Raw genomic sequence first — 13,219 nt, forward strand, 5'->3', positions numbered from 1 at the left:
AGGTAAACACTTCCGATCGTGCTGCGACCGCGGAGCGCGCGGTTGTTGTTGGATCGCGTCCCTTGATCATCAAGCCGCGCTTCCCCGAGCATCATACTGTTCCCGACGAACGGATCAACGGCTTCGCTGTGATGATCGATTCGCTGTACCGCCATGATCATCAACCGGAGTTGGCGAGACAGGTGTCTGGTGCCCTTGAGCTTTTGAGAAGTGCGGCGTCCAGGCCGGATGCGGCCAGCCAACGGGCGTTGGGGTTGGCCTGTATGAAGATCCACAGCGCCATCGGTCTGGAACGCGGTGCGTCGGTAGCGCATGATTTCATAAGCATCGTTGCCCAACAGTGGGATGCCAATTGGCCGCAGCCGGACTCCGTTGGAATGGAATTTCTGGCCACGAAGGCTAAGGGCCTTGCCGCACTAGGGCAGTTCGCCGAAGCCCTCTCCATCTATCAGGACGTATTGGAACGCGCGCAAAGTCTTCAGAACTGGGGACGAATGGGTGCCCACGGTCGAGCTTTAGCCTATGCCTTCCTGGACGCTGGTCAGCCGGACAGCGCGAAGGCCGTATTCCGTCGGATGATCACTTTGCACAGTGCGGTGACCACGCTTGATACCAGTTTGTGGGTGGGGAGCCTTCTGGCCTCGATCGCCGCAGATCGGGACAGCTCAGTGGCCCGGTTGGATCAAGCACAGATTCTGCTCGCAGGGGTTCGTGATCCGCAAGTCATTGGCATGTTTTATACCTTGAGAGGTATACGGCTTGCGGAAGGTGGTCGTTCGACCGCAGGGGCTACATGCTTTAAGCAAGCGATCTTTTCCATCGACACGGTCGCGGAGAAATCCACTTCACAGGCAGAGGTCTTTGCCATCTACCTGCACAACGCCGCTCTTGCTTATCGAAATCTCGGTGACTTGGAACACGCCAGATCCTATGGCACGAAAGCCGTGGCGACGAACGAGGCGCTCACCCTTTGCGATGATCCAATTGTTGCGCGGAATGCGCTCGATCGTTTGGCGGGCAACTTGGAAATATTGCCGCTTGCAGACAGCTGCAACGTCCGTTATGGCAATGGTGCAGCGAGGCAGATGAGTGTTCTCGCCTTGCGCCGGGCCCGCGTTCCGCTGGACTCCGCTTCGGTTTCCAAGACATACGCCAACCTGGCTGCAGAGTATTTCCATTGGGATTCACTGGGTGTTGATTCCGTGCTGAAATACGCCAACCTTTACTTGGAGTGGCCCTATCGATCAGAGGTGCTTGCGGCTTTGCAACTCAAAGCGTTCAGCTTGGCGATCAAGGGACGCGATGTCGAGTCTCTCACGCTCCTTCAACAGGCGTGTGCCACCCAATGCGCCAACCCGCACTTCAATTGGGATTCGCTTGAGCTTTCCACCTTTCCATTGACGATCAAAGATATTGAGCGCATCGGCACCTACGAAGAGGTCTTGGAACTACTTCAACGAAGGAACGAACAGGTTCGCGCTGACCGGCTGTTGGAGCGCTTGTCCGCGGTCCAATCGCGCATGATCGACAGCCTGTTCATGGTAGAAGGCGCTGACCTCTCAAAGCTCATTCGATCGCGAGAACTGATGACGGCGCGGTTGATGCGCAATGCCTGGCCATCCGCAGACGGGACACGGCATGGGAAATCGGCGGACAGCGTGTTCGCATGGATGGACGATGATAAGGCAATGGCTTTCCTCCGCGACCGCTATTTGATGCAACAAACCGACCGGAGCGAACTGCGCGTAGCGAGCAATACCGCGAAGGAACAGCGCGAGGCAATGACGGTGCAAGGCCGTGGCGATACTGATCCCAGCATACTGGCACTTTCAACGGTCATCGATTCCATCGAGGCGCTCTTGGCGCAGGATCCGGCAAGAGGTGAAGTACCCTCCCACGCGGACATGCACTTGGTGCATAAGCTCCGTGGGCACCTGCCCCGATCAACGGCGATCCTATCCTACCGCATCAGCAAGAATGATGTGTTCATGGCTTGCCTTACCCATGACACGGTGCTGTTGGACCGGTTCGCTAGAGACCCCGAATTCAACCGCGCATTGAGCACATTGGCGAACGGACGAACGGGTATCGATTCTCTGCCCCTGCTGAACGAAGCTGCACGGGTATCTTTGCGAAGGCTTTTGCCGAGCGCATTTCTCCGTCCCGGAATGAGTGAATTGGTGGTGCTGCCCTCGGGCGACCTGAGCTACATTCCATTGGAGATGCTCCCGTTGGATGCGAACGGCAAGACGCTCCTTGATGACCACAGCGTCCGATACGCACTATCCGCGACCGCGTTGATCGGATCACCCGTTGCTTCATCGGCGGAAGAACAGGAGGTACTCGCCTTCGCTCCACGATACGCTCAACAAGGATCAACCTCCGACGGTAAGGCACGTTCTAGCAACATCCTGATGGCCACTGAACAGCGCGGCTCCTCAGGTCCACTGATCCACAACAATGAGGAAGTGAGTTACATAGCGAACCGGGTGGTGACCACCACCTACACTGAGAACGACGCGGATGAAGAGGCATTCAAATCCTCCTTGGATCGCAGTGGGGTTCTCCATTTAGCGATGCACGCATACTCCAGTTCCGAACCTGCTCGATCGGGTCTGGTGTTCAAAACTCCGGACAGCATGGAAGGAGGGACACGAGGACTTGCCGGGACGATGGGGGAGGACGGTGTGTTCCATGCCTATGAGTTGCTTACCCGTCATCTGAACGCAGAACTTATTGTCCTGAGCGCTTGTGAAACCGGCCATGGCGCACACCAGTCAGGCGAAGGTGTTCGATCACTCGCACGCAGCTTCATGCTGGCCGGTGCACGCAATACCATATCCTCTCTATGGAAAGTCGACGACCTGGCCACCAAGGAGATCATGGTGAAGTTCTACGAGAAGCTGGCCGAGGGCATGGGCAAGGCCGATGCCCTGGCCGAGGCGAAGCGGTGGTACCGTCGTGAGCATCCCGATGCGCCACCGAGCAAATGGGCGGCGTTCATATTGATCGGGGATAATGAGCCGGTGAAGTTGAAGAAGCGCAGCCCGGTGCGGCCGTGGATGTGGGGCGGGGCCGTGGTTGTGCTCGCCGCCGCGATCGCCGCGCGCCGTAGGAGAAGATCGAAGTTGGCGGCGTAGGTGCCTTGAGACTTCCTGGTTCGAGTGCAATGCGCGCGCATTGATTTTCCGGCTCGTGCATGACCGTAGATCCGAACGCGCCGTTCAGACCTACGGCGTGAATTAACATGCGGTCACTCCATCAAAGCACGCAATCCTTCCGGCAGGCATCCCGCCCGGTCCGCCTGCTTGAACTCCTCGCGCATGCGGTCCTTTTCATCCTTCAGGGCCGCGGCAAGCCCGCGTACCTGGGCCGACTCGCACTTCTCCCAGTGTTGCGGATCGCGGAGCAGGGCCAGTTCCTTCAAGGCCTTATCGGGCTCGTTCAGCCGCAGCCACACGATGGCACGGTCCAGGCGCACCGGATCGTGGAACAGGACGGCGAACGAGGTATCGGTCGTGAGCGCCTTCTCGCTTTGGAGAAGGTAGTCTTCGAGCTTCCCGGATCTGCGCAGGCCGTTGAGTTGTTCGTCCATCGCGTCTGCTGTGCCGCTGCGGGTGCCACTGAATTCGAAACCTCTTTCCGTGTTCAGTTCGGCAAGCGTGTCTTGGCGAAGCCCACCCGCACCCCATTGCCACAGCGCGACGGTGACCACCAACGCCACGCTGGCCGCAGCTGCGATATAGGCCCAAGTGCGCGACCGGTCGATCGATATCACCTTCGTCTCCGTCTTCGTTGCCGCAAGCTCCTGTTCGCTGACCACCTTCCGCACCCGATCGCGGAAGCGCATCACATCCTCGTGCTTGATGGTGTCCCGGAGCAGCCGCTCGAGTTCCACGTCGTTGGCCAATGCGGCATCGCGCGCCATATCGGCCTCGAACGCGGCGCGCTCGGCACCGGTCAGCGTGCCGCTCACGTACGCAGAGATCCGATCCGCCCGGATCAGGTCGTCGTGATCACTCATGTCCGTTGGGCGTATCGTTCATGGTGGCCCGGTACAACTCCTTCCATCGGTTCATGCACTTGAACTTCTTTACGCGCACCGAGCCTTGGTCGTCATAGGCCAGCGCCGTGGCGATCTCCAGGGTGCTGTGCTCGGCCATCTCCATGCGCAGCAGGGTCCTGCACTTCTCGTCCAGCATCTCGAACGCACGCCAGGCGGCATCGAGGCGTTCGGTATCGGCCATCAGGTCCAAGGCGGTACGTGTTTCCGCGGGTTCATTCCGCATACCCTCCTCGATGTTATCGCCGGCGGTCTTTCTCCGCTCACGGAGCACCTTAAGCCACAGGTTGCGCCCGATGCTCCAGGCCAGGGTGCTCAGCTTGGTGCCGGGGTTCAGTGTGAAACCGGATTTCTTGATCAATTGGTATAGCGCTACGATCACTTCCTGTACCAGGTCAACGGCCTCCAGCCGGGTTCCGCTGTTCGCGCGCACATGGTCGATGATCGGCCCTTTGATCCTGTTCGAGAAGAACGCGATGGCCTTGTCCTGCGCCCGGGTGTCCGGACTCAGGAAGCCTGCGATGATCTCCGTATCGGTCATGCGCAGGGCAATTTAGCAGCACGCCGATAACCAGCGGCGAACTCGTGGTATGTACCCCTGAACCTGGATGATCCGGGGGAGGGCGGATGCCGAAAAGCCCGGAAGAGAGTAGGTGCTTTGAACGAAAATCATGAACCGATCAACCTTGTTTGTCCTTCTGGGTCTGTTTGCCACGACAGTAGCATGCGTGAAAGAAGACCCTGTTGAACCCGTTGCGCCGAATTGCACAACTGGAACGCTGCGATGCAGCAACGCGTCCCTGCATACCGTGCAGAAGATCATGCTCAACGGAACGAACCATGGCACGATCGATCCTGGTGAGTATCGCGATATCAGCCTCGCACCCGGCAACTGGAATCTGCAGTTCGTGGGTATCAGCGGGGGGGGCGGTTGCAACGCAAGTTCCTTCAACATTGCTGCTTGCCAGAGTATGGGTCGGTCATGCAGCTATTGAAGGTCGGGTACGCGTTACATCCTCCGGGTCTCCCGAGGAATGTGCGCGCACCTGTTCGGCCAACTCACCGGAACTCGTAGTCATACCCTTCCAGCTGGCTCAGCAACGTTTGCGGTGCATCGGTTGCGGTGATGCGCCCTTCGACTTTCGGAGCAACAGGTGAGAATGCACCGAAGTATTCGCGAAGGATGTTGTGCATCGTGGCGTTCGCGCGGCGCGGGTTCTTCACCTTCTCCAGGCGACATAGGGTATCATCGGGATCCCCTTCGCGCTCGCACGCGGCGATCAGGTAGGACTTCTGCAGGTCGATGGGCTTCTTGCCGATCTTGATCCAGTTCACGCGCTTGCCCAGATCGTTGTGCATGGTGAAGTTGGCCGTCATGCCTTTGAAGCGCACCACCCAGCCGCCGAAGCGTTTCGCGGGATCTTTCGCGAAGACGTTGTGCAGCTCTTTCTCCAGCCAATCCCACAACTGCTGACCGGTGGCCTCGCCGTACTTGGCTTCGCTGTCCACCGGTATCATGCTCCAGAGGTGGTCGTTGGTGATGGGTACTGGTGTCTTGCCATCGGCCACGATCGGCGGGCAGAACCGGAAGCCGTTGCTGATGGCCACGTCGGGCTTCAGTTTCCACATGATGGCGTCCGTGATCAGGTTGTCCATCGGGTTCTCGATGACATAGTAGCGCACCAGCGTGTTCTTCGTGCTGCCCACCACTTTGCTGAGCTGCTCCTTGTAGGGCGTGCTCGCTTCGTCCACGAGTTGCAGCATGCCCCGGTCGGCCGGGTATTTCTCCGGGTCCACGTCGAGCAGTTCGTAGTGGCTGTCTTTCACCTTGCCATCTTCCACCACTACGTCCAAACGTGCAACGAACGAACCGAAGGCTCCCGGTTCCGTCACCTTGCTGTACTTGCCATCGATGGGCTTGCGCACGCGCTCGTGCGTGTCGGCCCCGAGGATCAGGTCCGCACCTTCCACCTCGGGCTTGTTCGCCAGATCAACTTGTTGTGCGAGGCCCATGTGCGTGACGAGGAACACCATCGCGCACTGCTCGTAGTCGCGCAGGATGCGGATGTATTTCGCCACGTTCAGCTCCGGCTTGGTGAATTTGATGCCGCAACTGTACGCCGGTGACTGGCGCTTGGGCGTGAGCGGATCGTTGTAGCCGATGAAGCCGATCTTGATGCCAGCGATGTTGCGCGTCCAGTAGGGCTGGAAGATCATCTCGCCCGCCAGGTCGGCATTGGGATCCACCATGTCGCCGCAGTACGCTGCGTTCTTCTCGTGGTACATGTTCGCGCAGATCTTCGCCGCGCGGTATCCGCCGAGGTCCCTCAGCATCATCTCCTTTCCGTACACCACTTCCCAGTTGCCGGGCAGGATCAGGTCATAGCCCACCGCGTTCATCAGCGGTACGATCGCGCGGCCTTCGCTCATGGCCGCCACGCCGCCACCCTGGAAACAGTCGCCGCCGTCGATCACGATGGTGTTCGCCGGATTCTCGTTCCGCAGCGTGTCGATCATTGTCTTCAGCACGCCGTATCCGCCGCGTTTCTTGTACACAGGCTTGCCGCCTTCCAGGAAGAACTCGTCGTGCGTGTGCAATTGCGCGTGGATGTCGCTCGTGTGCAGGATGGTGAACTTCTGCGCTTTGCCTTGCGCAACGGCACGGCTTCCGGTGAGTTCCTCGCGGCGTTGCGGGTCGCCCATCGCACCCATGGCGAGCGTCGGCCCCAGCGTCAAACCCGCTCCCAGTGCGCCCAGCGAGCGGAGCATCTGCCGTCGGCTCACGGCGTTCACTGTTTCGTCGTGCGCGCCGCATGTGCAGCCTTCGGGGTGTTGGATGTCGCTCATATGCTCAGGGTTGGGGTTCTGAAAGGGAATGGCTCACACGGAGCCACGGAGGCACGGAGCAATGCACTGATGGCGGCTGTGGACCCATGTTGATCGCCTCCGTGCGCGCACGTTCACTTCTTTGTGTTTCCCGTGGCCTTGATCGCCGCGATCGGACCGAAAGGCCCGAATTTGTGTTGCACTTCAGGGATGCTATCCGCGTAAGGTCCGAACGGATGGTCCACCGGTTTGCCGGCAATGTTCGGCCAATCCGTGGACAGGTCGCGCGACGGCCTCTGCCGCGAGTTCACGTAGGCCGCAACGTCCCACGCTTCTTCATCGGTGAGTTGCGGGTTTTCCCAGGTCACTCCTTGCGGCATGTTGTTCTTCACGTAACCGGCGAAGCGCGACAACCGGAACAAGCCCGCTCCGATGTTGTAGCTGTGTTCGCCCCACAGCGGCGGATATTGGTACGTGGAGCGGGAAGCGGCCAGCAACCCTCCACCGTCTTTCTGGTGGCAGCTCTCGCACTTCGTTGTGTAGATGGCTGCGCCTTTCACCGGGTCAGCAGCGCGATCAAGGAAGGGCAACTCGGCCAGGCCGGAGCCTTTCGGTTTCTTGCCTTTGTCGATGCCGGTGCCCAGCCACTCCATGTACGTCACCAGCGCACGCATCTCTCGGCTGCTGCTGTCCAAGGCGCTACCGTTCAGGCTTCGCTCGAAACAGTCGTTGATGCGTTTCACCACGGTCTCGGTGCTACCGCTTCGCTTACGGAATTTCGGATAGGTGCTCCACACAGCGCTGTAGTTGTTGCCCCACGGCCGTGTGCCGGCATCCAAGTGGCAGTTCTGGCAGTTCATCCCGTTGGTCTGCTCCGCCACGATGCCGCTCGGGCCCAGATAGAACGATGTGTTGCGGATCAGCTCGCGGCCATAGCGCACCAGCTCTTCCCGCTCACCACCGATGTGGTCGATCAACGTCGTATCCATACCTGCCCAGAGGCTGTCCGCGGTGAAGGTCGCGACCATCGGCGGTGGTGGTTCGAACCATTGCTTCGGCGTCAGCAGGATGGCGACGATCAACACGATAACGCTCCACGTGGCGAGCCGAGCGATGCGCGGTCCACTTTCGTTCTGAGCGATACCCGCGTGCTCCTTCAATGTGCGCAAGGCCTGGTCCGTGACGTGCAGCCACAACAGCACCAGCAGTGCCATCACGAGCAGGATGAGCGGGATGAACATCGCGCGGGCGATGGATCAATGGGGGAGTTTCTCGCGCAGCAGTCCGTACACCCATGTGCCCGCCAGAGCGCTGAGGAAGGTAATGATGATGACACCGAAGCCAGCACCCATCTGCGCGAACAGGGGGCCTGGACATGCGCCGGTGATGGCCCATCCAAGGCCGAAGAGCAAGCCACCGTAGATCTGCCCTTTATTGAACTCCTTGTTCGGTATGTGGATGGCTTCGCCGTAGATCGTCTTCGCTTTCGTACGCTTGATGAGCAACACGCTGATGAGGCCCACCACCACGGCTGTGCCGATGACACCGTACATGTGGAAGCTCTCGAAGCGGAACATCTCCTGGATGCGGAACCAGCTGACGATCTCGGCTTTCACGAAGACGATGCCGAAGAGGATGCCCCAAGCCGCATACTTGAGGTTGTGCCACCAGGGGTGCTTCAGTTCGCTTTCGTTGACGCAGATCGCATCCAGTTCCCTGGCCTTCAGATCGGCCAGTTCCTGTGCAGTAGGTGCTTGTTGGAAGGCTTGTGCCATGGGATCAAAGAGTAAGGAGGTAGGGAAGAATGAACCAGGTCATCGCGATGCCACCGACCATGAAACAACAGGTGGCGACAAGGCTCGGCCATTGCAAGCTGCTGAGCCCCATGATCGCATGTCCGCTCGTGCAACCGCCCGCGTAGCGTGTACCGAAGCCCACCATGAAGCCGCCGATCACGAAGAAGATGAGTCCGCGCAGGGTGAAGAGCTGATCCCAGGAGAAGATCTCCGAAGGAAGCATGGCAGAGTGGTCGGTAATCCCCTTGGATGCGAGGTATTCAGCGGTTGGCTCGGCAAGCACCAAGGGGTCAGGGTTGCTCAGGAAGTTCGCGGCGAGGAACGCCCCCAAGGCGATACCACCCACGAAGAACAGGTTCCACACCTCCTTCTTCCAGTCGTACTTGAAGAATTTGATGTTGGCCGGCAAACAGGCTGCGCACATATGGCGCAGCGAGCTGCTGATCCCGAAAGTCTTGTTACCGACAAGCAATAAGTAGGGTACTGTGAGGCCGATGAGGGCACCAGCCATATACCACGGCCAAGGTTGTTTGATCGCTTCCAGCATGACTTCCGTCAGGTTGTTTGGTTGAGGCCCGAAAAAGCCCGGACAGAACGATGTCCGGGCTTTCGAGGTAGTGTGTTATTTCTTGAGGGTGGAAGGGCACACGTAGTCGGTCACCTTCACATCCGTGTTCTTGATCGCGTTGAAACCGCCGCGCACCTCGACGAGGTTGTGGTAGCCGCGGGACTTCAGGAGGCTCGCTGCGATCATGCTGCGGTAGCCACCTGCGCAATGCACGTAGTTCGTCTCGTCCTTGCTGAAGGCGGCCATCTCCTGGTTGATGAATTGCAATGAAGCATGCCATGCACCGTCAACATGCTCAGCGCTGTATTCGCCGTCCTTGCGGACATCCACTACGCGCAGCTTGGCAGCGTGGAAACGCTTGGCGAACTCTTCCGCATCGATGCGCTCGATGGTGTCCACTTCCTTGCCGCTCGTCTTCCATGCAGCAACGCCTCCTTTCAGATAGCCGAACACATGGTCATAGCCCACGCGGGCAAGACGTGTCACCACTTCTTCTTCAGCATCCTCCTCGGCCACGATCAGCAGCGGGTGTTTCACATCGGGGATCATCGCACCGACCCAAGGAGCGAAGTCGCCCTTGATGCCGATGTTGATGCTGCGCGGGATGAAGCCGTCCTTGAAGTCCTCGGCGTTGCGGGTGTCCAGCACGAGAGCGCCTTCGGTCTCGGCAACGAGCTCGAATTGGTCCGGCGTCAATGCGCGAAGGCCTTTCTCCTTCACGGTGTCCACGCTCGGGATAACGCCTTTGTTCAGCGCGACGTTCTGCGGGAAGTAGGCAGGTGGCGGCAAGAGGCCATCGGTCACCTCCTTGATGAACTGCTCCTTCGTCGCGGCTTTCAGTGCGTAGTTGTTCCGCTTCTGGTTGCCCAGTGTGTCGAAGGTCTCCTTGCTCATGTTCTTGCCGCACGCGCTGCCAGCCCCGTGCGCCGGGTACACGATCACGTCATCGGGCAAGGGCATGATCTTGTTGTGCAGGCTGTCGTAGAGGAATCCGGCGAGGTCCTCCTGCGTCAACGAACCCATCTTCTGCGCCAGGTCAGGGCGGCCCACATCACCGATGAAGAGCGTGTCGCCGGTGTAGATGCTGTGCGGCTTACCGTTCTCATCGATGAGCAGGTAGCACGTGCTCTCCATGGTGTGGCCGGGCGTGTGCAGTACCTTGATGGTGACCTTGCCCAGCTTCAGCTCCTCACCGTCCTTGGCGATGTGCGCATCGAACGAAGGGTTGGCGTTCGGGCCGTACACGATGGGTGCGCCGGTCTTCTTGCTCAAGTCCAGGTGGCCGCTCACGAAGTCGGCATGGAAGTGCGTCTCCAGCACATACTTGATCTTGGCGTTGCGCGCTTTCGCCCGTTCGATGTACGGACTGGTCTCGCGCAGCGGATCGATGATGGCCGCTTCGCCGTTGCTCTCGATGTAGTACGCGCCTTGTGCCAGGCAGCCGGTGTAGATCTGTTCGATTTTCATGGGGAGGTAGTGTTCAAGGGTTAACCACGGAGGCCACAGAGGGCACAGAGAAATGCAGAAATGGACAGGCGTTGGGATCGCTTGCCAACCTGCATGCTGTGTTTTCTGTAGTTCCTCATTTGTGCTAGCTCAGAGCTGAAAGTTCCCTTCCGATGATGTAGATGCCCATGAGGAGCACGAACCATCCGAAGGCGGGTTTGAGTTTTTCGTTGGGTATGCGTTTGCTGAGGATGCTTCCAGCGATGATGCCCACCACGGCGATGGCCGAGAAGAGCAGCAGGAAGTTCCAATCTATGGATCCGCCGCCCTTCAGATCGCCAGTGAAACCGATCAAGGACTTTGCGGCGATGATGATGAGCGAGGTGCCCACCGCTTGTTTCATCGGAAGTTTCGCCAGCAGCACCAGCGCCGGAATGATCAGGAATCCTCCACCGGCACCAACAATGCCCGTGATCATGCCCACGACGACGCCCTCCGCAAGGATCAACGGGTAGTTGAAGGCGATGGCCTGCTCCGCGCGTTCGTCCGGTCCCAATGGAACCTTGGGTTTGCGGATCATGCTGTACGCTGCAGCCACCATGATCACGGCGAACAGGAAGAGGATGCCCACGGCCTTGCTGAGCACCACACCACCTGCACTGAAGATCGGGTCAGGTATGGCAGGCACCACCCAGGCGCGCGTTGCATACACCGCCAGAATGCTCGGTATGCCGAACACGATCGCCGTGCGCCAGTGGATGTTGCCCATGCGCATATGGCTCAGGCTGCCCACCAAGCTCGTCAACCCGACGATGAAGAGTGAGTAGGCCGTGGCCAGAACCGGCTCCACCATGAACAGGTATACCAGGATCGGCACGGTGAGGATGCTCCCGCCGCCACCGATCAGGCCGAGCGAGAGACCCATGAGGATGGCACCGATGTATCCGAGGATCTCCATGTTCACAGGTGCTCGCAGCAGTTCTCCAGGTCCTTGATGATCTTCAGGAAGCCGGGTTGCTGCAGGTAGTAGAAGCTGTACTTGCCTTCTTTCTCCACGCCCAGCAGGCCCTTGTCGCGCATGAGGGTGAGGTGCTGGCTGAGGATGGCTTGTTCGATGCCGAGCACCTCCGTCAGGTCGCTTACGCACATGCGCTTCTTGCCGCCGAGCAGGTCGAGTATGGCCAGGCGCTGCGGATGGGCAGCAACCTTCAGGAGTTCACTGGCCTTTACCAGTTTCTCAGTTCCAATACGTTCGTCGAGGGTGATGACGGACATGTCCCTTGCTTGAATGGGACAAATGTATAGCCATACGACTATGTGACTATGTGAGGAAGGTCACACCGGCAATGACATGACGCAGCGGATCAGGTGATAAATGCCGCTTCAAAGGGCGGCGAGAAGGGCGGCCCCGAAGTGCTTCACTTGGTAGTGGCGCATGCCGGCCACTGCTTTCAGTTCCTCGGCTGTGCGCGGCATTTTGCGCGCGATCTCCGCCAGCATGTTGTTGTTGCAGATGATGCCTGGCGGCAGGTCGAACTCCTTCATTTTCTCCTCCCGCGCGGCGCGCAAGCGTTTCACCCGGTCCTCGAAATCGGCATCGCGCTCATAGCGCAAGGGCTTTGGTACGCGGGGCCAATCTTCCTTGGGCACGGCGCGGCCGCGCTCGATGGCTTTCAGGATGGCATCGCCATTGCGTTGCGCGTTGGTGTCGCCGACGCCCTTGCGTTCACCGAGTTCCTTCTTGCTGGCCGGTGGCTGTTTGCACAGGTCGAGCATGGTTTCGTTGCCCAGCACCATGAACGGAGCCCGGTCCAGCCGCTCGGCCAGCTTCTCGCGCCACGCGTGCAGTTCGCGCAGGATGGCCAACTGCGCAGGCTTCAGCAGTTTGGCGCCCTTCACGCGCAGGAAGCCGGGCTCGTCGTTCTCCTCGACATTGAATGGGATGTCCACCAAAAAGGCGAATTCCTCTGCGGCCCATGCCTCGCGGTCCTTGGCTTTCAATTGTGCGGCCAGGTGATCACGCAGTTCCAGCAGGTGCGCCGTGTCCTTCGCGGCATACTCGAGCATCGCCGGTTTCAGTGGGCGCATGCTCCAATCGGCTTTCTGGAACTTCTTGTCGAGTTCCACGCCCACGTACTTTTTCAGCAGCGCGGCCAGGCCCAGGTTGGGTTCGTTCACCAGCTCGGCGGCCACCATGGTGTCCCACACGCGCACCGCGTGGATCCCGCTCTGCCGCTTGAGCAAGCGCAGGTCGTAGTCGGCGTCGTGGATCACGGTCTCCACTTTCTTGTCCGTCATCAGCGCGTTGATGGCGCTGAGGTCGTGGATGGCGATGGGGTCAACGAGCCACGTGCGGTTGCGCGTGCTGAGCTGGATGAGGCACACGCGCTCTTTGTACCGGTGGAAACTGCTGGCCTCGGTGTCGAGGGCCACGGCGGGCTCCTTGCGCAGGTCGGCCACCAGCGCCTTCAGCTCCTTCTCGTCCACAATGAGCGGTGCCCCGGCCATGGGGCCGAAGTT

At 59.5% G+C, this 13,219-nt stretch carries 11 protein-coding genes; 1 reads left to right on the plus strand and 10 read right to left on the minus strand.

What is annotated here, in order from left to right; genetic code table 11:
• Nucleotides 1-62: 62 nt before the first annotated feature.
• Complete coding sequence (locus tag IPJ76_12355) at nucleotides 63-3,140, plus strand: CHAT domain-containing protein (protein ID QQR85399.1); 3,078 nt, start codon at nucleotides 63-65, stop codon at nucleotides 3,138-3,140.
• Between the two features lie 113 nt (nucleotides 3,141-3,253).
• On the opposite strand, the gene IPJ76_12360 is transcribed toward IPJ76_12355, so the two are convergent.
• From IPJ76_12360 to IPJ76_12405, 10 genes are all read right to left on the minus strand, one after another.
• A complete protein-coding gene (locus IPJ76_12360) occupies nucleotides 3,254-4,024 on the minus strand; it encodes a hypothetical protein (protein QQR85400.1) in 771 nt (256 codons plus the stop codon).
• A complete protein-coding gene (locus IPJ76_12365) occupies nucleotides 4,017-4,604 on the minus strand; it encodes a sigma-70 family RNA polymerase sigma factor (protein ID QQR85401.1) in 588 nt (195 codons plus the stop codon). The genes IPJ76_12360 and IPJ76_12365 overlap by 8 nt, the downstream gene beginning before the upstream one ends.
• A gap of 518 nt (nucleotides 4,605-5,122) precedes the next feature.
• Nucleotides 5,123-6,910, minus strand: a complete 1,788-nt coding sequence (locus IPJ76_12370; GenBank protein ID QQR85402.1) for a 5'-nucleotidase C-terminal domain-containing protein — start codon at nucleotides 6,908-6,910, stop codon at nucleotides 5,123-5,125.
• Between the two features lie 113 nt (nucleotides 6,911-7,023).
• Nucleotides 7,024-7,917 carry a c-type cytochrome gene (locus IPJ76_12375; protein ID QQR88457.1) on the minus strand — a complete coding sequence of 298 codons (894 nt, stop codon included), beginning with the start codon at nucleotides 7,915-7,917 and terminating at the stop codon, nucleotides 7,024-7,026.
• 228 nt (nucleotides 7,918-8,145) lie between these two features.
• The gene (locus tag IPJ76_12380) at nucleotides 8,146-8,664 is read right to left on the minus strand and encodes a YeeE/YedE family protein (protein QQR85403.1); all 519 of its coding nucleotides are present in this window, start codon (nucleotides 8,662-8,664) and stop codon (nucleotides 8,146-8,148) included.
• Nucleotides 8,665-8,668: 4 nt separating this feature from the next.
• A complete protein-coding gene (locus IPJ76_12385) occupies nucleotides 8,669-9,232 on the minus strand; it encodes a YeeE/YedE family protein (protein QQR85404.1) in 564 nt (187 codons plus the stop codon).
• Nucleotides 9,233-9,307: 75 nt separating this feature from the next.
• A complete protein-coding gene (locus tag IPJ76_12390) occupies nucleotides 9,308-10,720 on the minus strand; it encodes an MBL fold metallo-hydrolase (GenBank protein QQR85405.1) in 1,413 nt (470 codons plus the stop codon).
• Between the two features lie 124 nt (nucleotides 10,721-10,844).
• Nucleotides 10,845-11,657, minus strand: coding sequence for a sulfite exporter TauE/SafE family protein (locus tag IPJ76_12395; GenBank protein QQR85406.1), 813 nt, complete (start codon nucleotides 11,655-11,657; stop codon nucleotides 10,845-10,847).
• 2 nt (nucleotides 11,658-11,659) lie between these two features.
• Nucleotides 11,660-11,974, minus strand: coding sequence for a helix-turn-helix transcriptional regulator (locus IPJ76_12400; protein QQR85407.1), 315 nt, complete (start codon nucleotides 11,972-11,974; stop codon nucleotides 11,660-11,662).
• A gap of 108 nt (nucleotides 11,975-12,082) precedes the next feature.
• Nucleotides 12,083-13,207, minus strand: a complete 1,125-nt coding sequence (locus IPJ76_12405; GenBank protein ID QQR85408.1) for a ribonuclease D — start codon at nucleotides 13,205-13,207, stop codon at nucleotides 12,083-12,085.
• Nucleotides 13,208-13,219 lie beyond the last annotated feature (12 nt).

It is taken from the genome of Flavobacteriales bacterium (genome assembly GCA_016699575.1).
In the GTDB taxonomy this organism is placed as follows: domain Bacteria; phylum Bacteroidota; class Bacteroidia; order Flavobacteriales_F; family PHOS-HE28; genus PHOS-HE28.